Raw genomic sequence first — 23,372 nt, forward strand, 5'->3', positions numbered from 1 at the left:
TATGGAATTAAAGGATTATTACGCCATCATGGGCGTGAAACCGACGGACGAACTCAAAACCATCAAAACCGCCTACCGGCGCCTGGCGCGCAAATATCACCCCGACGTCAGCAAAGAGCCAGACGCAGAAGCACGCTTTAAAGAAGTGGCGGAAGCCTGGGAAGTACTGAGCGACGAGCAGCGCCGCGCCGAGTACGACCAGATGTGGCAGCACCGCAACGACCCGCAGTTTAATCAGCAGTTCCACCAGGGCGGCGAGCAAAGCTACAACGCCCAGGACTTCGAAGATATCTTCTCGTCTATGTTTGGCCAGCAGGCCAGGCATTCTCGCCAGCCGCACGCCGCGCGCGGCCACGATTTAGAAATCGAAGTTGCCGTATTCCTTGAAGAAACCCTGGCCGAACACAGCCGCACCATCAGCTACAAGCTGCCGGTCTATAACGTGTTTGGTATCGTCGAGCAGGAAATCCCGAAAACGCTGAATGTAAAAATCCCGGCAGGCGTCGGAGACGGCCAGCGCATCCGGCTCAAAGGCCAGGGCACACCGGGTGAAAACGGTGGGCCAAACGGTGACCTGTGGCTGGTGATTCATATCGCGCCACATCCGCTGTTCGACATCGTCGGCCACAACCTTGAAGTCGTGGTACCGCTTGCCCCGTGGGAAGCCGCGCTAGGGGCAAAAGTCGAGGTTCCTACGCTCAAAGACAGCATTCTGATGACCATTCCTGCCGGCAGCCAGGCCGGGCAGAAGCTACGTATCAAGGGCAAAGGGCTGGTCAGCAAACAGCACACCGGCGACCTGTTCGCGGTGATCAAAATCGTGATGCCGCCTAAGCCGGATGAAAACGCTGCGGCGCTTTGGCAACAGTTGGCAGACGCCCAGTCGGCGTTCAATCCGCGCAAAGATTGGGGGAAAAAATAATGGCTAACGTCACCGTCACTTTTACCATCACCGAGTTCTGCCTGCACACCGGCATTCAGGAGGAGGAACTCAATGAGATCGTCGGTCTTGGCGTCGTCGAGCCTTACGATTTTGAAGTCAGGCCGTGGCAGTTTGACGACCACGCGATCAACATAGCGCAGCGGGCATTGCGGCTACGACGAGAATTAGAACTCGACTGGCCGGGCATCGCCGTGGCGCTCACCCTGCTGGAGGAGAACGAACGCCTACGCCAGGAGAATCGCCTGCTCCGGCAGCGTATAGGGCGTTTTATTCGCCACCCATAAGCCTATCTTCTGGTGGATTATTCAGCAGAATATATCCACCAGCCGTGAACACCCTGAATCATTTAGGAATATTACCTAAGGCAACATCCGCTTCGCTGTGCCAGGCTTATTCACGGTCATAAGGACTGATAACGTTTGTTGAGGATATTATGAAAAAAACGATCATCGCTTTATCTGCAATTCTGCTGGCTGCCCCTGTTTTTGCCGCGACCACCACACATGCAACCGATGAGACCGTCGCTGCAGCACACGAAGGCGCGAACACCGCCAAAGAGAAACTGCACGAGGCAGAGAACAAAGGCGAAGAGCTGAAGCTTAAGTCGAAACACGCCGCCGAAGGGAAGAGCGACAGCACGGGCAGCAAGATAAGTGAAGGCTCCCAGAAGGCGTGGCATAAAACCAAAGAAGGCACCGAGAAAGGTTGGGACGCAACCAAAGAAGGTGCTGAAAAAGGCTGGAATAAAACCAAAGAAGGCGCTGCTGACCTGAAGAAAAAGGTCACTGAATAATTAGCTTTCTTTAAACAATAAGCCGCGAAAGCGGCTTTTTTATTGCCTCAATCTGTCCGTTTTTCAGCAAAATATCGTCCCGGCGTTTTCCCCAGCGCTTTTTTAAACACGCCAGAAAAAGCCCCAGGGCTGCTGTAGCCTAAATCCAGCGCAATGCGCGTGATCGCCTCCCCTTCACCTAACCGACCTATCGCCGCCAGCAGGCAGGCCTGTTGCCGCCATGCTACAAAGCTGATGCCGGTCTGCTGCCTGAACTGGCGGGTAAAGGTTCGGCGGCTCATGCCCACGCGCGCTGCCATATCATCAACTGACGTTTCCAGCGAAGGCGCCAGTAAGAACGCCCGACAGGCCGCCTGCAGACGAGGTTCGTCGGGCAGCGGGGCATTGAGAGAAAGCGCGGGCATCGAGGCAATTTCATAGAGCAGAAAATCAAGCAGGCTCCGGTCTCGCCCTTCAGGTTGGGAAGCCTCAGCCAGGGCCACAGCCTGCGCCAGCAGCTCACGTAGCAGTATTGACACGCCAAAAACCTGGCTCGTCTGCGGCAGACTAAGCCTGTGCGCTGCGGCATCACTGATATAGCCGTTAAGCATGGTGACCGGCCCGCGCATTTGCATGGCGTGAACCAGGCCGCCCGGCACCCAAATGGCGCACTGCGGCGGCACTGCCCAGTTTCCATCTGGCGTCTCCACGGAGATGACGCCGCTTGCGGCGTAGGCAAACTGCCCGCGATCGTGGCTGTGCACCGGGAAGCATTCCCCATCGGCGAAGTGCTTTTCCGTGACGATGATTGCCTGAGGCGAATCCTGATAAACTGCTGTGATGTTATTTTGCATGGCCCAATTTTAACAAAAATTGACCCGTTAATAAAAGCAGGCCAATTCGGGAAGCGCTACAGTCCCGGCGACACTTTTCACCGGACACAGACATGCAGCGCAAACACCTTTTTCTCGCCCTGGCCGTCACCGCCGCCTGGGGGATTAACTTTCCTCTTACCCGGCTCGGGCTGGCCCAGATCGATCCCCTTCTATTAACCGCCCTGCGGTTTACGTTTGCCGCCCTGCCGTGGGTTTTCTTTATCCAACGCCCGGCAGTAGCCTTACATTGGGTAGCGGCCTATGGCCTGATTTTTGGCGTGGCGATGTGGGCGCTGATCAATCTGGGTATCGCGTTTGGCGTGCCGCCCGGCAGCGCCGCCTTGCTTATCCAGCTCAGCGCCTTTTTTACCCTGGGCTGGGGTGTTCTGCTGTTTGGCGAACGCCTTACGCGCCCGCAGCGCTGCGGTATTGTTCTGGCGGCGGCGGGGCTGCTTGGCGTGGTGCTGGATAGCGCCGGCAGCGCAACGCTAACCGGGTTGATACTGATTGTGATCAGCGCGCTGGCCTGGAGCGCCGGGAACATCATCATCAAACTTTCCGGCGTGAAAGAGATCTTTGCTTTTGTGGTGTGGGCCAGCCTGTTTCCTCCTGTGCCGCTGGTGCTGCTGACCTGGGCCTGGCACGGTTCCGCGCCCTTCACTTCGCTGGCGCAGAATATCGATAAACAGGCCGTGTTTTCGCTGCTGTTCCAGGTTTATGCCGCCACGCACTTCTGCTACTGGGGCTGGAATACCCTGCTTCACACATACCCGGCTTCCCGCGTGGCACCGCTTTCTCTGCTGATCCCGGTCTTCGCCATGCTCAGCTCGGCGCTGATTCTTGGCCAGGTTGCCGATCTCCCCAGCGCGCTTTCGCTGGCGGCGATCCTGCTGGCCCTGGCCATCGGCATGAAAAAAGAGCGCCCGCTCAGCCGCTAGTTATGCAGCGTCACGCTGTCGTCCACGCTCTGGCGCCACATGCGAACCTGAGCAGAAGGCGCGTCCGGATCGGCATAGCCGAAGGAGATCCCGAACAGCAGGCGATACTCGTCCGGCACGCCAAGAATTTTACGCGTCGCATCGGCATGGAAGCCGAGCAGCGTTTGCGGAATACCGGCAAAACCGCGCGCCGCCAAAGACAGCAGGAAGCTCTGCCCGTACATGCCGATGTCGGACGCCACGCGCACGTTGTCGCCAAACGACGGCATAAACAGGAACGCTACATGTGGGGCACCGAAGAAGTTGAAGTTACGCAGATACGCTTCGCGGCGCTTCTCTTTATCGTCACGGGCGATGCCAAGCGCATCGTAATAAACCTTCGCCTGGCGCTGGCTGCGCTCGTAATAATCTCCGTGAAAATCGTCATAGCTGAAGCTGAAATCTGGCGTGACGTTACCCGCCGTATCGTTCTCAATCATCATCTTTTGCAGCGCATCTTTGGTTGCGCCGGAGGCAATATGGACGTTCCACGGCTGCGTGTTGCAGTTGGACGGCGAATGCTGGGCATCCTGCAAAACATCCCGAATTTGTGCCTCAGTCAGCGGCGTAGGCAGAAACGCTCTGGATGAAAAACGCTGACGTACGGCTTCGTCAAAAGCCAAAACTGTATTGCTCATACCATCCTCTCTGTGCTTGCCCGGCGAAACCGGACATCGTTACTTGCCGGGGAGGATAACGCTGCCGGACGTAGCGAAAAACCGTATAATCCATTAAAGACTTTTGCGGAAATTGCACAAATGAAAGATCTGAGCCAGATAAATGCGCGCTCAATGCGCCTCTTCCTTGCCGTTATCAGCGAAGGCAGCTTTTCAGAAGTGGCCCGCCAGGAGAACCTTTCCCCCTCTTCCGTTTCCCGCACCGTAATTCAGCTTGAGCAATCGCTGGAGACACAGCTGCTTTACCGTAACACGCGAGCCGTGGTCGCCACCGAGGCGGGGAATATTTACGCCGCAGCGTTCAGGGAAATGCTGAGCCAGCTTGAGCAGGCGCAAAACCAAATTAGCGAGCGCCGCCAGCAGCCCGGCGGCGTGCTTCGCTTCAACGCGCCGGTGTCTTTCGGCCTGCGTCACATCGCCCCGTGGATTGCTGAATTCAGCGAACGTTATCCGGCGCTGCGGCTGGAGCTAAACCTGACCGATAACTACATCGACCCGCTGGCGGACGGCACCGATCTGCTGCTGCGTATCTCGCCGATGCAGGACAGCTCACTGCACGGGCGTTTTATTACCCGCCAGCGCGCTTATCTGGTCGCCAGCCCGGCCTATCTCGCACGCTACGGCACACCGCAAAAGCCCGAAGAGTTACACAGTCATAAACTGCTGGCCTACCGCGGCCTGATGGGGCTACAGCGCTGGTATTTCACGCAGGGCGAAGAAAAAGTACAGCTCACGCCGGAGCCTAAAATCATCTCCGGCAACGCTGAAATGCTGGTGAAAGCGGCAGAAGATGGCGCGGGGATCGTGCTGTTCCCGGACTGGCAAATCAGCGATGCGCTGCGGGCCAGGCGGCTTATCCCGATGATGACGGATTACACCGCGTCCTACAGCGCCACCGACCATTCACTCTATATGCTCTACCCCGGCGGGCGTTTTCCGTCGCTCAACACCCGCACCGCAATAGACTTTTTTATGGCGAAGTTTGGCTCTCCGCCCTACTGGCAGGACGCTTAACTCGTTTATCGCCAATCCATTGCATAAACTCGCCGACGTGATTAGCCCACAGATCCGGGCGCGTCATGGTGAAATGCCCCGGCGATGTTGGCGTGCCTGCCTGCACCACGTAGCGGCCCTGTTTTAGCTTCGGCACTTCGGTTTCCAGCACGCGCAGGCTGTCCGGGTTGAACTCGTCATCCGAAAAGTTCAGCGCATACAGTTTGGTGGTGATTTTGTTCAGGTCAGGCTGTGGGTTATAGCTGAAGGAGGATTTGAGCGAATAAATCACATCGTTGGTGTCGATATGGTTGGCGGTGAAACGGTTGTTCGCCAGGAACTTGTCCGCCGCGGCCTTGTCCGGGATCGTTCTTTGCAGATCCGGCGCGCTGTCGATCATCATTCGCAGGATGTTGTAGCCCTGAAGCCAGCTCTCGGGAGCCTGGGTATAATTGCCGTTGTGCCAGGCCGGATCGGCTCGTACCGAGTCCACGATCATTCTGCGCCACAGCAGATTACGCCCGGAAACTTTGATCGGCAGCGACACCACCGGCATGACGCCGTCCATCATGCTCGGATACGCCACCGCCCACTGCCAGGCATTCATGCCCCCCATCGACATCCCTATCACGGCATGCAGATGTTTAATGCCCAACGTTTCGGTCACCAGCTTGTGCTGCAAATCAACCATATCGCCGTAATCGTAGTTGGGGAATTTTGCCTTTAAGCCGTCACTCGGCTTGCTCGACTGGCCGTGACCAATGCTGTCGGCAAAAATCAGGTAGTAGCGGCTCGAGTCCAGCGGGCGGCCTGGCCCGTAGAGGGATTTAGTCCAGACAGGGCTCAGCAGCGCCCGGCTGTCCGCCCCCGTCCAGTGCAGCACGAGAATCGCATTATCAATCTCTCCCTGTGCATTTCGGTGTGCCTTCCCGAGCGTGGCGTAGTGTAACTTCACCTGAGCCAGCGTTTCACCATCCCGAAACTTGTAGTCATTGAATACGGCATTGGCCTGATGTGCCGCCGGGTTGAGCTGAGTATCCCAGGGCGCCGCGGGGGCTGCTGCGGGGGCGGCAAATACGGGGCTGGAGAGCCCGGTACCGGCCAGCAAAAGGCTTAACAACAGACTGATTTTCGTAAGGATTCGCGTAAATTTCATCAAGATTCACCTGGGTAAATGAGCGACGGTTCTCTGGCATCGGGCTGTTTAAAACTTGCCCTTTCACCATTAACTCTTATAATAAGAGTAACAATAAAAAGATCAACTGCAGCGTAACCATTGGCCGGAGGCAGAGATCCGGCTATAGACTGTTACCGGGTCCACGTTGATGAAAAATAAGGAACGCTATGCGCTCGAAAGGTTTTGAAGGTATGACCTGCTCCATCGCCTGCGTGATGGGAGCCTTAGGCGACCGCTGGGGAATGCTGATTATGCGGGACCTCTTTTTAGGCCTCCGCCGCTACGACGATTTTCGCCGCTCCAGCGGCATCACCAATGCCACACTGTCCGACAGGTTAAAAGCGCTTGAAGAGCAAGGGTTAATTACCCGGCAGCGCTACCAGACAAGACCGGAACGCTACGAATATTTGCTCACCGAAAAAGGGCGGGATATCGGGCTGGTGCTGCTGAGCATGATGCAGATAGGCAGTAAGTGGAATATCCCGGGCCTTGTGGGGCCGTCGCTTTTCATGGTGGACGGCAGCAGCGGCCATAAAGTGAAAGTTGCCCTCGTGGATACCGAAACCGGGCAGCAAGTTTCGCCGCAGGACGTCATGGTGGAGTTGGGGCCAGGTGCCGACGACCTCACCCGCTGGCGTTCGGCGGGTCGAATCAGAAACCCCGAACCCAGCGAAAGCTAAGTCGGGTAAGATCAACGTAAACTCAGCGAGAAAAGTAATGAAAATACTGGTGGTTGGGGCAGGTGCAATCGGGGGTTATTACGGCGCAAGGCTGATTCAGGCCGGCGCTGACGTAACTTTTCTCGTTCGGCCAAAACGGGCTGAGCTGCTGGCAAAGCAAGGGCTGCGGCTGGAAAGCAGTTTGGGCGATTTTAACGCCCCGATTAACGCAGTCACCCGGGAGAGCCTCCGGTCGGACTACGATCTGATTTTGCTCAGTTGCAAAACGTACGATCTGCAGGCGGCTATCGAGGACATTACGCCCGCAGTTGGCCCTTCTACCGCCATTTTGCCTTTCCTCAATGGCCTCTCGGTTTACGACGAGCTTGACGCTCGTTTTGGCCGCGACCGGGTGCTCGGCGGCGTGGCTTATATTGCCACCACGCTTAACGCCAACGGCGACATCAAACAGATGGGTGCGGCGGATCAAGTTGTTGTCGGCGCGAGATCGCCCGCAACGCTTGATGTAGCAAAAGCGGTTTACGCGCTTTTAGCCTCTTCCGCAGGCGCACGCGTCCTGTCAGATAACATCATGCAGGCGCTCTGGAACAAATGGGTGATGCTGGCTTCCGGCGCGTTAATGAACTGCCTGATGCGTGGCACGGTGGGAGATATCATGGCGACACGGGACGGAGAGGCGCTGATGAAACAGGCGATTTCGGAGAGCCTGAGCGTCGCCGCAGCGGAAGGCTATGCGCTACCGCAGGCGGAAATCACCAGCATTGAAGAACGCCTGCTGGATCCACAATCCGCCTGGGCCGCCTCGATGAGGCGCGACATTGCCAGCAACGCGCCACGCCTGGAAGGTGATGCGATTGTCGGCGATATGATTACCCGCGCCACTCGACACGGCCTGAACGTCCCCCTTTATCGGGCTGCGTACTGCCATCTCCAGGTTTACGCCCACCAGCACACGCCAGGCGCGGCGGCCCAGCAGCCGTTCAAATAACGAGGTCATATGGAGCTTCTCGCCAACGAGTGGACACAGTTCGTCGCGGCGCCGTCGCAGGGGCTCCAGGGCCTGCACGCCCATTTTAATAAGCACCGCTACGAGCGCCACTCCCACGATTACTTTGTGATCGGCACTATGGACGTCGGGGCCTCTAAAGTGGGGCTGGGCCGCGGCTCGATTATCGCGCCTGCCGGCAGTGCGATGATCGTGAATCCGGGGGATGCCCACGACGGCAGCGTTTATTCCGAGCAGGGCTACACCTACAGCATGCTCTACGTCCAGCCCTGGGTTGTGGACGGCATTGCCCACGAGCTGGAACTGGATCCCGACCACGGACTGTGCTTCACCAGCCCGATCCTGAGCGATCCTGATATCGTCGCCAGGCTGCAAACGCTACACCGCACGCTGTTTCAATCGCAGGATAACTTAGCGCTGGAAGTGCTGCTGATTGACGCGTTGAAGCCGCTGCTAAGCCGCTATTCCACCCGCCGGTTTACGCCGCAGGAAGAACGCCGCGAGCCGCGAATTGCCAAAGTCCGCGACCTGATTCATGCCAGCTTTGCCTCCCCGCTGACCACGGAAGATATGGCGCAGGCATCCGGCCTGAGCCGGGTTCGGCTGAACCAACTGTTTCGCGCCGCTTATGGCCTGTCGCTGCACGCCTACCTCAACAGAGTCCGCATGGACTCCGCCAGGCAAATGCTCCGCGCGGGCCAGCCTGCTTCGGACGTCGCCACCGCCGTTGGCCTGTTCGATCAAAGCCATTTGATTCGCCGCTTCAAAGGCTGCTTCGGCATCACGCCCGCACAATTTGTTAGCGCACACTTTTCAAATATCCAATACCGCCGCCGCTGACCTTTTCATACTCCTGCGTTTTAAGGTTCTTACTTTCTTCGGAGCAGAGTATGTCTCATTCTACGGATTCACCGTCCGTCAGCCAGGCCAGCGCGCGAGTGTCCGCCTGGGTCATGATTGTGATTGGCGCGGGAAGCGTGCTGTCGTCGCTAGATCTGTTTGTCGTTAACCTCGCTTTCCCGGCTATTCGCGATAGCTTTGCCGGGGCCACTAACCAGGCGCTGTCCTGGGTGATCAGCGCGTATTCCATTGCCTTCGCTGCGTTTCTGGTGCCCGCAGGCCGAATAGCGGATATTTACGGCCGCAAGCGTATCTTCAAGGCAGGTCTGGCGGTGTTTTCCGTGGCGAGCATAGCCTGTGCTTTTGCCCCGGATGTTATCTCGCTGATTTGCGCTCGGGGCCTGAAAGGCATCGGCGCAGCGCTGATGATCCCCACTAGTCTGGGGCTGCTGCTGGCGGCGTACCCAAAAGAGCGCCATAAGCAAATGGTAGGGATTTGGGCCGCTACCGGCTCAGTTGCCGCCGCGCTTGGCCCAATGCTCGGCGGGGCGCTGGTGAATATCGACTGGCGATTGATCTTCCTGATCAACCTGCCGGTGGCAATCCCGGCGCTGTGGCTGAGCAAGCACCTGACGGAAACGGAGATCGTAAAGAGCCGTTTCCCGGATATTCTCGGCTCGCTAATGCTGGTTGCGGGGCTTGCGCTGCTGGTGGCCGGGATCTCCTGGGCCAGCGACTGGGGCTTCGCCAGTATCAGGCTTTGGACGGTGTTGGGCGGGGCGTTCGTCTTCCTGACGCTGTTCGTTCGTCGCTGCCTGACGCAGCCCGCCCCGGCGCTAAACCTGCGGGTATTCCGCGTGCCTGCGTTTACCCTGGCCACGCTTGGCATGGCCTTTTTCTACATGGGATTTGCCATCATGCTGCTGGGCGGTAGCCTGTATCTGACCCAGGTCTGGCACTGGCCGACCGTCGAGGCAGGCGCCGCTTTTGGCCTCGGCCCTGGCACCGCCGTTGTCGCGGCGTTGATCGCAGGCAGAACGGGGGTCTCCCCTAAAAAACTCACCATCGCCGCCGGTATTTTGTATGTGATAGCCGGCCTCTGGTGGTACAGCGCCCTTAGCGCCGAACCGGACTATCTGCTGGCCTATCTGCCTGCGCTGATGCTGACCGGAGCCGGAGCGGGTATCGGCCAGACGGGGTTTATCGCAGGCGGTACGGCGGCGCTCCCGGCGCAGCAATATGCCACCGGCACCGGGATCATTAACACCTCACGGCAAATTGGGGCCGCCATAGGCGTGGCGGTGTTTGTGGCCGTGTCCGGCAGCGCCGTTGCCAGCGAGCAGTACCACACCGCGTGGCTGCTGATGTCACTCTTCGGGCTTATCGCCTCGCTGTCAGCGCTGCTGCTAAGCGCGAAGCAGTAGCGCTTATTTTTCCAGTAAGCCCAGGCGAATAAAACTTTCGGCGGTGGCCACAATCGCTTCTTCCGGTGGACGTGGCACCCAGCCGAGCAGGTTCACCGCTTTCGCATTGGTCACGTTCATGTTGACGCCCAGCAGAGTCAGCGATCCTTTCATGCCCGGATTTTTGTGCGCCGCCAGGCGCACCATCCAGTCGGGCAGCGCGAGGGTGGAGACTTTGCTGGCGGCTTCGCCGAGGTGTTTACGCAGGATTTTCGCCACCTCAACCATCAGCAGGCTGTGGCCGGAGCTGGCAAGGAAACGCTCGCCGTTGGCGGCAGGGTGCGTCATCGCCAGCCAATGCAAATCGGCCACGTCGCGCACATCCACAAAACAAGAGTTGATGTTCGGGTTGCCTTTTTGCCCATCCAGCATGTTTTTCACCAGCCGCGTGGAATGGGAAAAATCAGGCCCCAATACCGGCCCCATCACCGCCACCGGGTTCACCGCCGACAGCTCCAGGCCACGCCCTTCTGTCGCCACAAAGTCCCAGGCGGCTTTTTCCGCCAGCGTTTTCGATTTTTGATAGGGCCACACTTTACCGGACACGTCGCTCCAGTCCGTTTCATCAAACGGGCGGCGATGGCTTGCCGGGTGCCCGACGCCAACGGCCCCAAAGGCTGAGGTGAGGACGACGCGCTTAACCCCGGCAAAGCTTGCGGCGCGGAGCACTCGCAGGTTGCCGTCCACCGCAGGTTTGATCCAGTCCTCGTCGGTGGCGTGGTTGCCGGAAGGCGTCGGCGATGCGCCATGCATCACATAACGGCACCCGGCCATCGCTTCAGCCCAGCCTTCATCCGCCATTAAATCAGCGATGAAAAAGGAGAGGCGCTCTCCGGGCTCGCAGCCGCCCTCTTTCAGGTTTTGGAGCACTTCTGCTTTGCGGTCAGCGGAACGTACGGTGGTGCGAACTTCATAGCCTTTTGCCAGCAGGGTAATGATGCAGTGCTGGGCAATAAATCCGGTTCCACCGGTAACTAATACAATATCTTGTGTCATGCTTTGGTCCTCTGTGGCCTGGCAAGCAGGCGGCATACGTTCACTTGCTGCGCAGAATAAAGCCGGTCAGCTGGATTTTGAATGCTTGATAGTCCGTTCTACTTGCGCGATAGTACGGAAATGCACACCGATCCTTTTTCTGAAATCCTCAAATTTGCCGACGCCGAGTCGCTGGTCACCGGCGGCTTTACCGCGGGCGGCGACTGGGCGCTTCACTTCCCACCTCCGGACAAAATTAAGTTCTTCGCCATCGTCAAAGGCAGTTGCTGGGTGATGCTCGAAGGCCATGCGGAACCGATTTATTTTTGCACCGGCGATGTCGGCCTGCTGAATGCCAGGCGGGCGTTTATTGTCGCCAGCTCACCAGAGATCAAACCGGTCGATGCGATGAGCGTTTTTAAGGCCGGAGAGCGGAACTACGCCGCTCTGGGAGAAGGGAAAGAGTTTGAGTATATGGGCGGCCACGTCCTGCTGGATCCCCATCGCGGGCAGATGCTTGCTCAGGTGTTGCCTCAGTGGATTCACATCCCGGCCGCATCCCCGCAGGCGGCGTCTTTCCGCTGGCTGCTCGATCAGCTGATTGCCGAAAGAGAAACGGCCCAGCCCGGCACCCAGCTCGCCTCCGCGCAGCTTTCGCAGTTGCTGTTTATTCAGATCCTTCGTGCCCATTTGCAAACCAGCAGTTCGCTTCCGGCAGGTTTGCTACGCGCATTGGGAGATGCCCGCCTAGCCCCGGCGCTGCAGCTTATCCACACCAACCCGGCTCGGAACTGGCGCCTGGAAGATCTCGCCCAAGCCTGTGCGATGTCGCGCACCACATTTGCGGAGTATTTCCGTAACGTATCGGGCATTACGCCTGTGGCTTATCTTACCCAGTGGCGTATGCGGCTGGCGGAGAAAGCACTGCGCGAGCAGGCAGACCAAATTGCCATGGTGGCCCAATCCCTCGGCTACACCTCCGAAAGCGCTTTTAGCAACGCCTTTAAGCGCGAAACCGGGCTGTCACCCAGAGCCTGGCGTAACGCCGCTCGCAACACGGTAAGTTGAGAATAAAAAAACGCCGCACAATAGCGAGAAGGGGAACAAATAGTCTTTTTATGAAAAAACGGCCGGGTTATTCCGGCCGCTTTGTTGGTTGATCAGAACCCGTATTTCACGCCGATCATCGCGGAGGTGTCGTGGTAGCCTTTGTCGCCGATTTGCTGGGCAACACCGCCCCACATATTGAGATCATGGGAAATCTGCCCCTGCACGCCAAGTTTGAGCTGGCCGATGTTGCGGACGCCCTCTTCATTGAGCAGCTTATCCCCCATTCTCACGCCAAAGTTTTTGGTGTTATGCAGCCAGTCTGCTTCTACATAAGGCTTGAATTCACGCCCTTTGCCGTCGTCTTCTGTGCGGTGGCCGCGCAGATATAACCGTACGCCAAGGCGAGACTGTAGGTTACCCTGGCCGCTGTCCTGCACGCGAGTGCCGTTAGCTTCCGTATGTTCAGCGCTGTGAACGCCCATCCAGGTCAGCTGCGCCTGAGGTTCAAGGTAGACGGCCTGACGCTCGCTTTCGCTAAGCAGCATGTTATAGCCGCTTTCAAGCGACGCGGTGAAGCCGCGGCTCTTGTAATCCTCGTTCGGCAAATCATCACCGCTGACGCTGTTGTTAAACCAGTTGTACATCACCCAGCCGTCAACATAGACGCCTTCGCGGGAAACGGCGTTCTGGTACCAGGTGCCGTAAGCCCCGACGCTGTAACCGTCCAGCTCGGACTCAGAGCGATAGCCGGTCAAATTTGAACGTGAGTTGCCCTGCACGTTGCCATAGCCTGCCATCAGCCCAGCGCCCCAGCGGTCGGTCTGATTGCTGGTGCCGTGCAAGAATTCATTCCCCAGCTGCGCAACGTAGCGGTTGGCGCTGGAGCTTACCTGGCCTTCCCCGGTGCGGAAGCGGTTCTGCCCGCCCTCCTGACGCAGCCAGAAAGTGCTGCGGCTCATGCCGCGTTCATCCAGCGGGACACGGTATTCTGTGGCACCTTCGCGATCGTCCAGCGTCAGGTTGAAAAGCGTATTCGCCGCCGTCAGGTTCACCAGATAGCTGCCCGCCTCAGGCCGATAAACCGGCACCGGATCGGGCTGGATCGGTGGTACCGTAGGCCTGACAGGATCGACTGGTGGTGTCACAGGATCAACAGGCGGTTCCGGAGGTAGATTGCTCATAGAGGTCAGATACCAATTCTGCCCCTTCTGCACCAGGCTGTAGTCCCATGCCCCGGCAACAATACGCCCGGATTGAGTGAATACGCCTGACGCAGAGTTGCCGCCCACGGCCACCACTTCTATCCCCTGCTGTGTTTCAGCCCCCTGGCCGCCAACGTTGTTGACCGCCAGCACGGTTGAACCAGACGTCGCCCCCTGAATCACTAGCTGGTCAGTGACAGATGCATCGTCCCCCAACACGGTATTCACGTTCAGTTGGCTATCGGTGCCGCCTGTATAATCGCCGCCGACATTCAGTGTGTTACCGACGATATCGGCACGGCGAGAAAGATTCACAAGTCCGCTGTTATTCAGATCGCCGTTCACGGTGAAACTGGCTGCGTCGTCGTTTGTCTGCTGCGGGCTGCCGATGGTTAAGGTACTGCCGGTTTCCAGCATGGCTGCGCCGATACTGCCCGTACCAGAAAGCAGAGTCGCGCTTTTAGCCATAACATCGCTGACCAAAGATCCCGTCACGTCCAGGCTCCCTTCCGCCAGCGTGGTCGCGCCGGTGTAGGTGCTGTCCCCGGCCATGGTCAACGCCCCGCTGCCAAGCTTGGTCAACGCCCCGCTGCCGGTCACGCCCTGATTGATGGTTGTATTGAACCCCTGAGTGTCCAGCGTCCCACCCGCGTTTTCCAGCGTGATGGGGCGCTCTAAATCAAAGCTATTAGTTACCTGCAGCGTACCACCGTCGAAGGTCAACAAACTGGTGTCGGCCCCCAACGCACCGTTCTGCGCAATCTGTAAAATGCCGGCGTACAAAGTCCAGGGCGTGGCCGCTGCCGTGGTATTGTTCAATACCCAAGTGCTCGCCCCCGTTTTATGGAAGTGCTCGAAGCCCCGGTACTGGGCACTGTCGCCAATATTGACGGCATCGAACTGGCTATTGGCATCACCGCCCAAAATAAGCGTGTCATCACCGCCGATAGCCTGCACGGTGCCCTGCACGTTATAGCCGTCGCGCAGCTCCAGGGAGTTGGTTCCGCCGTTAAACAGAATGGCCTGCGAGTGGTTTTGCCCGTTGAAATCCAGCCCACCGCTGATGGTTCCGCTGTTGACGATAGTCATATCGCTGCCGCTGATCCCGACTCCGCCGACGCCAATATCCCCAACGCCGTTTATTCCGCCTGCTGTACCGGGTTCACCGCCGTTACCGCCCGAAATCCTGCCGGTATTAACGACGCTCCCGCCGCCGGAGGTCATGCTGATCCCAGCGCCACCAGCGCCACCGGCATTACCGCCCCCGCCTCCCCCGCGGTTACCCGTGCCGCCAAGGATATCGCCGTTATTTATAACCTGACCGCCAGCGCCAATCAGGACGCCACTCCCGCCTTGACCGCCGGTACCGCCGCGGCTGGTATCACCGCCGCTGCCGCCCCCGGTTCCCCCCAGGCCACCGGAGATACTCGCGCCATTGTCGTTAGTCAGCGTACCGTTGCCGTCAATGGACAAGCCGTTCCCGCCTTTTGCGCCGGTCCCGCCGTCGGAGGTCGGGCTGTTGCCGTTCGCCCCCGCGCCACCGTCGCCGCCCACAAACGCGCTGTGGTTGGTCACGCTCCCGGCTCCGACAATGGAGACTGCATCACCGCCTGCGCCACCTACGCCGCCGCCGCCCGCAGAATCATCCCCGCCTTTACCGCCGGTGACGACGCCGCTGGCTTCGTTGACAACATCCCCGCCACCGTTGATTTCAATCCCAATGCCCCCGGCACCGGAGTCACCGCCCTGTGAGGTACTTAAGTTCCCGCTACCGCCGCCGCGGTTGCCGAGCCCGCCGGTCACTTCGCCGAAGTTACTGACGCTGCCGCCGCCTTCAAGCTCGATCCCGCTGCCGCCTTTCCCGCCGTCACCGCCGTCACCGCCGCTGAGATTATCCCCGGTACTGTTAGAGTTACCGCCGCCACCTGTCCCGGCGTTGCCACCGATAATATGGCCGCCATTGTTATTAATGACGTTGCCGCTGCCTTTAACCGTAATCCCGCTGCCGCCGTTGCCGCCTGCAGAACCATAACCTACAACGCCTGTTCCCTGGCCAGACTCAACCGCCCCGCCGTTACCGCCGTCGCCGCCGCCGCCGCCCAGGATTCTGCCGCTGTTGGTTATCGTACTGGTGTCGCTCAGCCAGACCCCGCTCCCGCCTTCGGCCGCCTCACCGCCGCTTCCGCCAACGCCGATCACATTGGCATTGCTTTTGGTGTCGGCATTAGCCGCCAGGCCCCCCGTAGCGCCCCGCCCACCGGTAATTTCCCCGGTGTTAGTGACGTTCCCACCCAGGGTCAACATGACGCCATCCCCGCCCGCGCCGCCTGCTCCACCGCTGCCGCCGTGGAGCGTTTCTCCCGCCGTCGTTTGGTCGTTTGCCGCTGCGCTTCCGGTGTTACCCCCAGTACCACCGTCGCCGCCGGTGATGGAACCGCCGTTGGTATAGCTGCCCGTGCCGGTGATCAGCACGCCAGCGCCACCGCCACCACCGTCACCGCCGTTACCCCCGTTGCCCGCATCGGCCACGTCCGTGGTATTGCTGCCGCCGTTGCCTCCCCGACCACCATTTCCGCCTGTGATATCGCCGCTATTGCTACCGCTGCTGCTATTCAGCACCGACCCGGCTGAGCCGCCACCGCCGCCGCCGCCAGCAGAACCGCTGCCGTTGGTGGCTGTCCCGTCTGGCTGCTGGCCTGTGCCTCCGGTAGCGGTGCCTGGAGGGAGTGAATTATCCACGCCATTCACGCTTCCTGCGCCGCCATTTTCCCCCTGGCTGCTCCCCTGCCCACGCTCACCGGAACCACCGTCACCGCCGTTGCCGCCGATGCCCGTTGTGGTATCCATTGTGCCGCCACCGCCGCCCTGAGCGCTGTCAGAAGAGGTCGCCGGGCCACCGGTCTGGCCATCTGCGGCAAACGTTAGCTGTGGAATGGCGCTTAATAAGGCGGCACTGATAGCGGTGGCAATCAAACGTCGCTTGCCGGGGTTCGGTAATATACGGGGCATTTGCATCCTCTTTAACTCTGCGGAGTCTGTTGATTCGAAATATCAGAAACAGGCGTGCAACAATTTATTTAAAATTGCCTTCGGGTTTTAAAAGACGAACGAAAACGACTTTCAAACGAAAGGTAAAATCACTAAAAAATGTTTCTGGTGTTAATCTAATGTAATTACAAAAACACCAGAGCGATAACGAAATTAACCTTTCACGGCCATGTATTTCATGAAAGAAGTTTATTTCGGCGACTGATTTTAACACCGCAAAAATAGACTTAAGCAAAACTAAATTGTATTACAATTTGATTTGACGCATGGAATGAATAATAAGGAGAATTTGAGCGAGGATAAAAACTGATGTTCTTAGACAAAAAACAAAGAGTAACTAATTGTTTTTATTTACCTTAAAACAATTGAACACCTATAGGCGTGAAATACTCAAAAACGACAACTTACAGATTAATCCTATTAGCAAGTGAGCATTAATTTTGTTTTTGAAAGCAAAGAATCAATTTCGTTATCAAAAAAACACGAATAAAACCCCTACCTTCAGTGCAACAAATAAACCATTAACAAGTTTAAAAAGCCCCAACAAAGTCTATTTAATATCACGTAAATACGTCGCAATTCCCCATTTAACCAATTTGATACATTCACCTTCAATATTCATGATGCTATAACTGCAGTTTTGATGTCCATATTGTCTGAGATCGTCGGTAATTAAAGCGCCTTTCAATTGCCAGATGACAATTTCCAAAGCATGGCCGTGAGTCACAATAATCACCGTGTCGTTCCGGTGGCGTTCATTCAAATCGTTCAGGCAGGAAAACAGGCGGCGACTAACGTTATCCAGGCACTCCCCTTCAGGAGTCACCCGGTGCGGCTCGCCCGATAGCAGGGTATTAAACAGCCCGGGATGTGTTTTTTGCGCCTCGATAACATTTAGCCCCTGGAGTGGGCCAAAATCACGTTCCTGTAGACGTTCATCCACGGTTGTCTGGCTGCGCAATTCACTGGCCAGCACATTAGCCGTGCCCTGTGCACGCAGCGCCGGTGACGTATAAATATGGGGGACGGATAAATCGGCCAACTCGGCAGCCAGCGCAAAGCTCTGCCGGAGCCCCCGCGCCGTGAGCTGGCTTTCCAGCCTTCCCTGAATAATCCCCTGTTGATTCCCCTCACTTTCGCCATGCCGTACCAGAATTGCCCGCACGCTCTTTCCTTTGTTGAAAATTTAATTTAGCATTTACTAAATTTAGAGTTATCTAAAGTAAAAATCATGACACCTGAACTTTCCCAGCTTCAGTCCAGTGCGGACGAAGCAGCCAAATTGCTAAAAGCCATGAGTAATCCCCGGCGTTTGCTGATCCTCTGCCTGCTGCTCGACTCCCCAGGCACCGGGGCCGGAGAACTTGCCGCCGCCGCAGGATTGAGCCCCTCAGCGACCTCCCAGCATCTGACGAAAATGAAGGATGAAGGGCTCATAGCGCACCAGCGTAATGCTCAGCGTGTGCTCTATTTCATCAAAAATAGCGCGGTACGCGAAGTGATCGCGACGCTGAAAACCATTTACTGCCCCTGAGGAACATCATGACTATTTCATCCATCTTGCCAGAAGAAGCGAAAAAGCTCATTGCCGGCGGTGCCGCGCTGATCGACATCCGCGAACCGGATGAACATGCCCGTGAGAACATTCCAGAGGCGCATCTGATGCCGCTTTCCGCCATTGAAAACGGCGCCAGGCTGGGGCCGCTAGATCCTCACGACGTGGTGATTTTCCACTGTCAGTCCGGAATGCGTTCTTCTCAGCATGCCCAAAAGCTGGCGGCGCTTGCCGAACCGGCCCAGGTCATGCTGCTGGCCGGGGGCCTCGAAGCATGGAAAAAAGGCGGGCAGGAGATTCTGGCGGATAAAAGCCAGCCTCTGCCAATCATGCGGCAGGTACAAATTGTGGCGGGGACGTTAATCCTACTTGGGGTCGTGCTCGGGTACAGCGTTAATAGCGGATTTTTCCTGCTTTCCGGCTTTGTTGGAGCAGGTTTGTTGTTCGCAGGTATCAGCGGATTTTGCGGTATGGCACGTCTACTGGCCTGGCTGCCGTGGAACCGGCGCTAGCGTATCTTGCTTTATCCGCCTCGATTTCTGATCTATGGTTATCAGGCGGCAAAACCGCATTAAATTCCCTTAGCATTCAGAGGTTTTTCTATGTTCAAACCAGGTGATGTGGTGCAGCCCAAACAGGGCGGCCCTAAGCTACAGGTGGTTGAGGTTCAGGGAGAAGATTTGATTTGCGTCCCGGCCGCGACCTTAGGTGCGGATCAACTGACGCTGAAAGCAGATTCGGTTTCGCTGTACCAGGAAGAAGGCGATTTCGGCGTTTGCTAAGCAACAAAAAACGGCGTGAGGTTAATCACGCCGTTCTTCTCAATAAAAGTGCCCCTATCCTTGTCGTCGCCATTCATAAACAACCGGGCACGGCGGCAATCCAGGCCAGCAATCAATAGCCCTTCTCATAACCCGCAAAGAAACATCGAACCACAACGTCCGCGTTGACCTCTTTCAGAAAGTCAGCCACAGACTCTTTATCCAGCTGATAGCGGCGAGTTAACACCCCGGCTTCCCAGGCTGCACGCTGGCGATCGCCGGTCTGCTCGGCCATATGGTGAGTAAAGCCCAGCACAAAGCCGCGTTTGTAATCCGCGCAGAAACGCTCCACGTTAACTGCGCTGTCGGCCTGTCGGGCTTTCATTCCGGCCATCAGGCCCTTACCAAAATGGTTATCCATCAGCGACTCCTCATCACTCGCTATATAAATAATTATATAACGATTCTAAGCGCGATGGATATCCCTAAAACCCGGAGTTTTTGGGGGATGTTGTGCATTAAGACGTAATTAAATCATCTCGTTGATAATCAATAAGAAATTAAAAAAAGAACCACAAAATCAGGAAATGCCAGCGGCAAAGTGTGTTTCAACGCACTTTATCGACAAAAAACCTATAAATAAAAATTTATAGCTAATTGATGAAAACATTGCAGTGACATACTCTACTCCCAGTGATTTACATGTTTTATAACACCAATAATTAGCCATAAAAGTAGCGCAAGCGACTACTTTTAAACCGGAGTCAACATTATGTTTTCCCCTGAGTCACGCTTACGCCATGCCGCCGCAGATATTTTTGCAATGGTAGTGTATTGCTCGGTAGTGAACATGATGATTGAGATCTTCCTCTCAGGCATGACCTTCGAGCAGTCGCTCTCTTCCCGCCTGGTCGCCGTGCCGGTCAACATTATTATCGCCTGGCCCTATGGCTTCTACCGCGATGCCTTTATGCGTACCGCGCGCCGCATGACCCCGGCGAGCTGGGCGAAAAACCTGGCTGACGTGCTGGCTTATGTGACTTTCCAGTCCCCGGTTTACGTGCTGATTTTATGGAGCGTGGGCGCTGACTGGCACCAGATTGTGGCTGCCGTGACCTCTAACCTGTTGGTGTCGATGATGATGGGTGCCGCTTACGGCTACTTCCTGGATTTCTGCCGCCGACTGTTTCGCGTCAGCGGCCAGATGGGCGTGAAAGCGGGCGCCTGAGTCCCGACATGCAAAGGCGACTGGCCTGAAGCCAGTCGTTCACTTATTCAGACTCGCCAAATAACCCTGTCAGATATCTTTCCAGCGCAATACGGGAACTGAAACCATGCGGAATACCGTAGTGCTCGTGCGTTTCGCCGGCAAGATAGAGCGGGAACTGCTCGTAGTGATCGCAGGTTTTCATCTCTGAAGCCGGTTCGGCCAGCGACTGGCTGCGCTCTCTCAGGGTAGGGTGAATAATCAGAGCGGTGCGCCCCATGCGCGCTTCGCGGTTAACATAAACGTAATTCTCACCACGACGGTAGCCGTAGGTTTTTGCCGTTACCACATCCATGGTAAAACCCGATTTCTCAAGTACTCGGGCCACCTCATCCGGTCGTAAATACATAGATTTTCCTCGTCATCATTTACTGCATCGCAACCATACAATAAGCAGCATTGGCAACGCTTTCGGAATTGTCCAGAAAGGCCGGCAAAGGCTTTGCGCCGCCCCATAACTAAAATCCATGGTCTACACTTAGCGTTACATCTTAAAAAGGGAGACAATAATGGCTAGCCGAGCAAACAAAAATAACGTTGACGATCAGGTAGACGAAATCAATAACGATGTCAGTCAGCTGGCAGATACGCTGGAAGATGTATTGAAATCCTTCGGCAGCGATGCGAAAGATGAAGTTGATGCCGCACGTAAAAAAGCCGAAGCGCTTCTGAAAGAGACCCGTGCAAGGATTAACGGTAATCAGGGCCGAGTGACGCAAGCCGCGCGAGATGCTGTTGGCTGCGCAGATTCCTATGTTCGCGATAAACCCTGGCAGAGCGTGGGGATTGGCGCAGCGGTAGGTATTGTCCTTGGGGCATTGCTGGTGTCACGCCGCTAACCCCGGGCGTTTAACAGTCGATAAATGAGACTAAATGCGCGTTGTAACCCCGGCCCCATTCGCCGGGGTTTTTACTTTATGGCCAACCGCAGTTGAAGCGCATAGCGCTGGGCCATTTCATACGAACTGATATTGGTAAAACTCAGCAGCAAACCACCGGGCCCATGATGTTCAATTCGCCAGTGGCTGAGTGCCTGGACGGCAAGTCCTGCGGCTCTGGCTTTGCCCTCGATAATCAACTCGTCACCTTCGACTTGCATCACCATCTGAATGCCGCCTTCCTGAGGCACAACCGTAAACCCTTGCTCACGTAGCGCCTCCTCGAGCCATAACCGGCGTTCGGCGTAGCACTGACGCATTTTTTTTAAGTGCCGCCAGAAATGCCCTTCCCGCAAGAAGTCGGCGATAGCCTGCTGAATAAGTATTGGAGCGGTACAGGGTTGCCTGCGAGCCTGACGCTGAAAATCTTCTACCGCGTGGGAAGGCACCACCAGCCATGCAACACGCAGGGCCGGAAACATCGACTTACTGAAAGTCCCCGCGTAAATAACCCTCTGCGGGCTGTCCAGACTTTTTAGCGGCGGCAAGGGCTTGCCGTGGTAGCGAAACTCGCTGTCGTAATCATCTTCAATGATCCAGCTTTGTTCCCGACTGGCCCATTCCAGCAGCGCGTGTCGCCGTGAAAGAGAGAGCGCCACGCCTGACGGGCTTTGGTGCGCAGGCGTCAAAAGTGCAAAACGGGCATTGGGAAAATGGTTCACGCCGTAATCAACCTGCATGCCCTCATCGTCCACGGGGATCGCCCGGAGCGCCATCCCCGCTTTTACAAAATCAGGCCGAACAAAGCGGTAGCCCGGATCTTCCAGCCAGATGCCATCCCCGGGCCGTGCAAGCGTGGCGAGGATCAGGGCAATACCAGCCTGGAAGCCGGGGGTAATAAAGATTTGCTCCGGCTGGCAGTCAATGCTGCGGGAGAAGCGCAGGTAATCCACAATCGCCTGCTTCAATGAGGTTTCCCCGCTGGGTTCCGGTAGCATCAGGTCAAAACGAGTTTGCTGCCGCAAACGCCGCCCCATAAGCCTCGCCCAAATAGCCCGGGGGAAGAGATCCAGCGCGGGCAGCCCCATCTGAAAAGGCCTGGGCGCGCCCTGCGGGTGAGCGGCCGAAATGTTTTGACCACCGGGATCGTGCTTCACCGATGGACTCACAAAAGTGCCCGCCTGCCCACGTCGCTCCAGCCAGCCCTGAGCCACCAGGTCGCCATAAGCGTTCTCAACCGTGCCTCTGGCAACCCCCAGTTCTAGCGCCAGCGTCCGGCTGGACGGCAGGCGACTCCCTGCCGCCAGTTCACCGCTGTTTATCGCCTGCTTTAGCTGACGGGCAATTTGCTGGTAGCGCGGCTGAGCGGGATGAGAGGTCACGGTAAGCGGCGCAAATTTTTGTTTCATGGTCTGGTTTTTTAGTTAATTTATGGCTCTCTTTGATAGTCCATCATAGTGGTAAATTGTCCTCACATCAACCTGAGGAGCCACACCATGATCGAATTACGTCAGCCTTACTATGAACTCTCCCCCAACGTGATCAAACCGATGCGGCAGGCGCTGCAGGGGCTGGAAAATGGCCCCTTGAGCAACGAGCTGATCGAGCTGGTTTTCCTGCGTGTGTCGCAGATTAACGGCTGCGCCTATTGCCTGGAGATGCATGCCAAAGCGCTGCGTAAATCCGGCGTTGACCAGGTGAAGCTGGATTCACTGGCGGGGTGGAAAGTCAGCCACCAGTTTACGGAGAAAGAACGTGCGGCGCTGGCATGGGCAGAAGCGCTCACCCTGATTGCCGACAGCAATGCCGAAGATGATGTGTACCAACCGCTGCTGCAGTTTTTCAGCGCCGAGGAGATTGTAGATTTGACCCTGGCGGCCAGCATGATGAATGCGTTTAACCGCGTTGCGATTGGGATGCGGCAGTAAGAGATTTTTTTGTCTTTGAGACACAAACACGTTCTATGTAGCCTGGAGAATATTACGTTCACTTCCAGGCCTGTTTGATATGCAGCCACTGTAACGGTGAGCGTCTTAGGGGAGTCACCGTCACTCCCCTAAGAACCCGGACTCCCGGCGAAATAAATCGCCTCTGTTTTATCTCCCAGTCCTGGGTCGGAGATAAAACAGAGGCGATTTAAGCCGGAGCCGAGCCTCGCTTTTAACCTGCAGCCACACGGGACGTTAACGTTGCTGCAAGTCTTACAGCCACGCCCTTGTTCCCGGCTCTCAGC

25 protein-coding genes are annotated in these 23,372 nt (G+C 56.8%); 16 read left to right on the forward strand and 9 right to left on the reverse strand.

Features of this window, described 5'->3' with window-relative positions:
* The first annotated feature begins 1 nt into the window (after window position 1).
* The 3 genes from cbpA to AAIE02_RS18870 all read left to right on the forward strand — a co-directional run bounded on the left by cbpA (window position 2) and on the right by AAIE02_RS18870 (window position 1,736).
* Entirely contained in the window at window positions 2-922 is a 921-nt protein-coding gene (gene cbpA, locus AAIE02_RS18860) for a curved DNA-binding protein (RefSeq protein WP_166879086.1), read from the forward strand.
* A complete protein-coding gene (cbpM, locus tag AAIE02_RS18865) occupies window positions 922-1,227 on the forward strand; it encodes a chaperone modulator CbpM (protein WP_008458201.1) in 306 nt (101 codons plus the stop codon). The genes cbpA and cbpM overlap by 1 nt, the downstream gene beginning before the upstream one ends.
* A 149-nt stretch (window positions 1,228-1,376) precedes the next feature.
* Entirely contained in the window at window positions 1,377-1,736 is a 360-nt protein-coding gene (locus tag AAIE02_RS18870) for a KPN_00521 family repetitive protein (RefSeq protein ID WP_166869063.1), read from the forward strand.
* A 47-nt stretch (window positions 1,737-1,783) separates the two neighbouring features.
* Here the strand turns inward: AAIE02_RS18870 and AAIE02_RS18875 are convergent, their stop codons facing one another.
* Window positions 1,784-2,569 carry an AraC family transcriptional regulator gene (locus tag AAIE02_RS18875; protein ID WP_498533041.1) on the reverse strand — a complete coding sequence of 262 codons (786 nt, stop codon included), beginning with the start codon at window positions 2,567-2,569 and terminating at the stop codon, window positions 1,784-1,786.
* Window positions 2,570-2,661: 92 nt separating this feature from the next.
* On the opposite strand from AAIE02_RS18875, the gene AAIE02_RS18880 reads away from it, so the two are divergent.
* Window positions 2,662-3,528 carry an EamA family transporter gene (locus tag AAIE02_RS18880; RefSeq protein ID WP_498533042.1) on the forward strand — a complete coding sequence of 289 codons (867 nt, stop codon included), beginning with the start codon at window positions 2,662-2,664 and terminating at the stop codon, window positions 3,526-3,528.
* Here AAIE02_RS18880 and AAIE02_RS18885 read toward each other — a convergent pair.
* Window positions 3,525-4,205, reverse strand: coding sequence for a nitroreductase (locus tag AAIE02_RS18885; RefSeq protein WP_336983721.1), 681 nt, complete (start codon window positions 4,203-4,205; stop codon window positions 3,525-3,527). The genes AAIE02_RS18880 and AAIE02_RS18885 overlap by 4 nt on opposite strands.
* 120 nt (window positions 4,206-4,325) lie before the next feature.
* Here AAIE02_RS18885 and AAIE02_RS18890 point away from each other — a divergent pair, with 120 nt between their 5' ends.
* Window positions 4,326-5,258: a LysR family transcriptional regulator gene (locus AAIE02_RS18890; RefSeq protein ID WP_336819490.1), complete on the forward strand. Its 933-nt coding sequence runs from the start codon at window positions 4,326-4,328 to the stop codon at window positions 5,256-5,258.
* Here the strand turns inward: AAIE02_RS18890 and AAIE02_RS18895 are convergent.
* Window positions 5,215-6,393 (reverse strand): alpha/beta fold hydrolase, encoded by a 1,179-nt coding sequence (locus tag AAIE02_RS18895; protein ID WP_498533043.1) that lies wholly within the window; start codon window positions 6,391-6,393, stop codon window positions 5,215-5,217. The genes AAIE02_RS18890 and AAIE02_RS18895 overlap by 44 nt on opposite strands.
* 188 nt (window positions 6,394-6,581) lie before the next feature.
* Between AAIE02_RS18895 and AAIE02_RS18900 the strand changes: the two genes are divergently transcribed.
* The 4 genes from AAIE02_RS18900 to AAIE02_RS18915 are packed head-to-tail and all read left to right on the forward strand — an operon-like array spanning window position 6,582 to window position 10,364.
* A complete protein-coding gene (locus tag AAIE02_RS18900; protein ID WP_336709462.1) occupies window positions 6,582-7,094 on the forward strand; it encodes a winged helix-turn-helix transcriptional regulator in 513 nt (170 codons plus the stop codon).
* 37 nt (window positions 7,095-7,131) lie between these two features.
* The gene (locus AAIE02_RS18905; protein ID WP_498533044.1) at window positions 7,132-8,082 is read left to right on the forward strand and encodes a ketopantoate reductase family protein; all 951 of its coding nucleotides are present in this window, start codon (window positions 7,132-7,134) and stop codon (window positions 8,080-8,082) included.
* A gap of 9 nt (window positions 8,083-8,091) precedes the next feature.
* A complete protein-coding gene (locus tag AAIE02_RS18910; protein WP_498533045.1) occupies window positions 8,092-8,940 on the forward strand; it encodes a helix-turn-helix domain-containing protein in 849 nt (282 codons plus the stop codon).
* Window positions 8,941-8,990: 50 nt separating this feature from the next.
* Complete coding sequence (locus AAIE02_RS18915) at window positions 8,991-10,364, forward strand: MFS transporter (protein WP_498533046.1); 1,374 nt, start codon at window positions 8,991-8,993, stop codon at window positions 10,362-10,364.
* A 3-nt stretch (window positions 10,365-10,367) separates the two neighbouring features.
* Here AAIE02_RS18915 and AAIE02_RS18920 read toward each other — a convergent pair whose 3' ends face one another.
* A complete protein-coding gene (locus AAIE02_RS18920) occupies window positions 10,368-11,399 on the reverse strand; it encodes an SDR family oxidoreductase (protein WP_498533047.1) in 1,032 nt (343 codons plus the stop codon).
* A gap of 81 nt (window positions 11,400-11,480) precedes the next feature.
* On the opposite strand from AAIE02_RS18920, the gene AAIE02_RS18925 reads away from it, so the two are divergent.
* Window positions 11,481-12,446: an AraC family transcriptional regulator gene (locus tag AAIE02_RS18925; RefSeq protein WP_166995673.1), complete on the forward strand. Its 966-nt coding sequence runs from the start codon at window positions 11,481-11,483 to the stop codon at window positions 12,444-12,446.
* A 92-nt stretch (window positions 12,447-12,538) separates the two neighbouring features.
* On the opposite strand, the gene AAIE02_RS18930 is transcribed toward AAIE02_RS18925, so the two are convergent.
* Window positions 12,539-16,639: an autotransporter outer membrane beta-barrel domain-containing protein gene (locus AAIE02_RS18930; RefSeq protein WP_498533048.1), complete on the reverse strand. Its 4,101-nt coding sequence runs from the start codon at window positions 16,637-16,639 to the stop codon at window positions 12,539-12,541.
* Between the two features lie 589 nt (window positions 16,640-17,228).
* Window positions 17,229-17,843: a histidine phosphatase family protein gene (locus AAIE02_RS18935; protein ID WP_498533049.1), complete on the reverse strand. Its 615-nt coding sequence runs from the start codon at window positions 17,841-17,843 to the stop codon at window positions 17,229-17,231.
* 66 nt (window positions 17,844-17,909) lie between these two features.
* Here AAIE02_RS18935 and AAIE02_RS18940 point away from each other — a divergent pair, with 66 nt between their 5' ends.
* The 3 genes from AAIE02_RS18940 to AAIE02_RS18950 all read left to right on the forward strand — a co-directional run bounded on the left by AAIE02_RS18940 (window position 17,910) and on the right by AAIE02_RS18950 (window position 19,015).
* Window positions 17,910-18,212 (forward strand): metalloregulator ArsR/SmtB family transcription factor, encoded by a 303-nt coding sequence (locus AAIE02_RS18940; RefSeq protein ID WP_166995667.1) that lies wholly within the window; start codon window positions 17,910-17,912, stop codon window positions 18,210-18,212.
* Between the two features lie 8 nt (window positions 18,213-18,220).
* Window positions 18,221-18,745, forward strand: coding sequence for a rhodanese family protein (locus tag AAIE02_RS18945; RefSeq protein ID WP_008458218.1), 525 nt, complete (start codon window positions 18,221-18,223; stop codon window positions 18,743-18,745).
* Window positions 18,746-18,835: 90 nt separating this feature from the next.
* Window positions 18,836-19,015, forward strand: coding sequence for a GDFGVC terminal motif YodC-like protein (locus AAIE02_RS18950; RefSeq protein WP_008458219.1), 180 nt, complete (start codon window positions 18,836-18,838; stop codon window positions 19,013-19,015).
* A gap of 112 nt (window positions 19,016-19,127) precedes the next feature.
* Here the strand turns inward: AAIE02_RS18950 and AAIE02_RS18955 are convergent, their stop codons facing one another.
* Window positions 19,128-19,415 (reverse strand): DUF2623 family protein, encoded by a 288-nt coding sequence (locus AAIE02_RS18955; protein WP_008458220.1) that lies wholly within the window; start codon window positions 19,413-19,415, stop codon window positions 19,128-19,130.
* A 351-nt stretch (window positions 19,416-19,766) separates the two neighbouring features.
* Here AAIE02_RS18955 and AAIE02_RS18960 point away from each other — a divergent pair, with 351 nt between their 5' ends.
* Window positions 19,767-20,222 (forward strand): L-alanine exporter AlaE, encoded by a 456-nt coding sequence (locus AAIE02_RS18960; protein WP_008458221.1) that lies wholly within the window; start codon window positions 19,767-19,769, stop codon window positions 20,220-20,222.
* A gap of 43 nt (window positions 20,223-20,265) precedes the next feature.
* On the opposite strand, the gene AAIE02_RS18965 is transcribed toward AAIE02_RS18960, so the two are convergent.
* Window positions 20,266-20,610, reverse strand: coding sequence for a DUF2002 family protein (locus AAIE02_RS18965; protein WP_498533050.1), 345 nt, complete (start codon window positions 20,608-20,610; stop codon window positions 20,266-20,268).
* Window positions 20,611-20,770: 160 nt separating this feature from the next.
* On the opposite strand from AAIE02_RS18965, the gene AAIE02_RS18970 reads away from it, so the two are divergent.
* Complete coding sequence (locus AAIE02_RS18970) at window positions 20,771-21,100, forward strand: DUF883 family protein (protein ID WP_008458223.1); 330 nt, start codon at window positions 20,771-20,773, stop codon at window positions 21,098-21,100.
* Between the two features lie 71 nt (window positions 21,101-21,171).
* Here AAIE02_RS18970 and pdxR read toward each other — a convergent pair whose 3' ends face one another.
* Window positions 21,172-22,548: a MocR-like pyridoxine biosynthesis transcription factor PdxR gene (gene pdxR, locus AAIE02_RS18975; RefSeq protein WP_498533051.1), complete on the reverse strand. Its 1,377-nt coding sequence runs from the start codon at window positions 22,546-22,548 to the stop codon at window positions 21,172-21,174.
* Window positions 22,549-22,635: 87 nt separating this feature from the next.
* Between pdxR and AAIE02_RS18980 the strand changes: the two genes are divergently transcribed.
* Window positions 22,636-23,067 (forward strand): carboxymuconolactone decarboxylase family protein, encoded by a 432-nt coding sequence (locus AAIE02_RS18980; protein WP_008458225.1) that lies wholly within the window; start codon window positions 22,636-22,638, stop codon window positions 23,065-23,067.
* Window positions 23,068-23,372: the final 305 nt, after the last annotated feature.

Source organism: Cedecea sp. Ae19-4 (genome assembly GCF_059801165.1).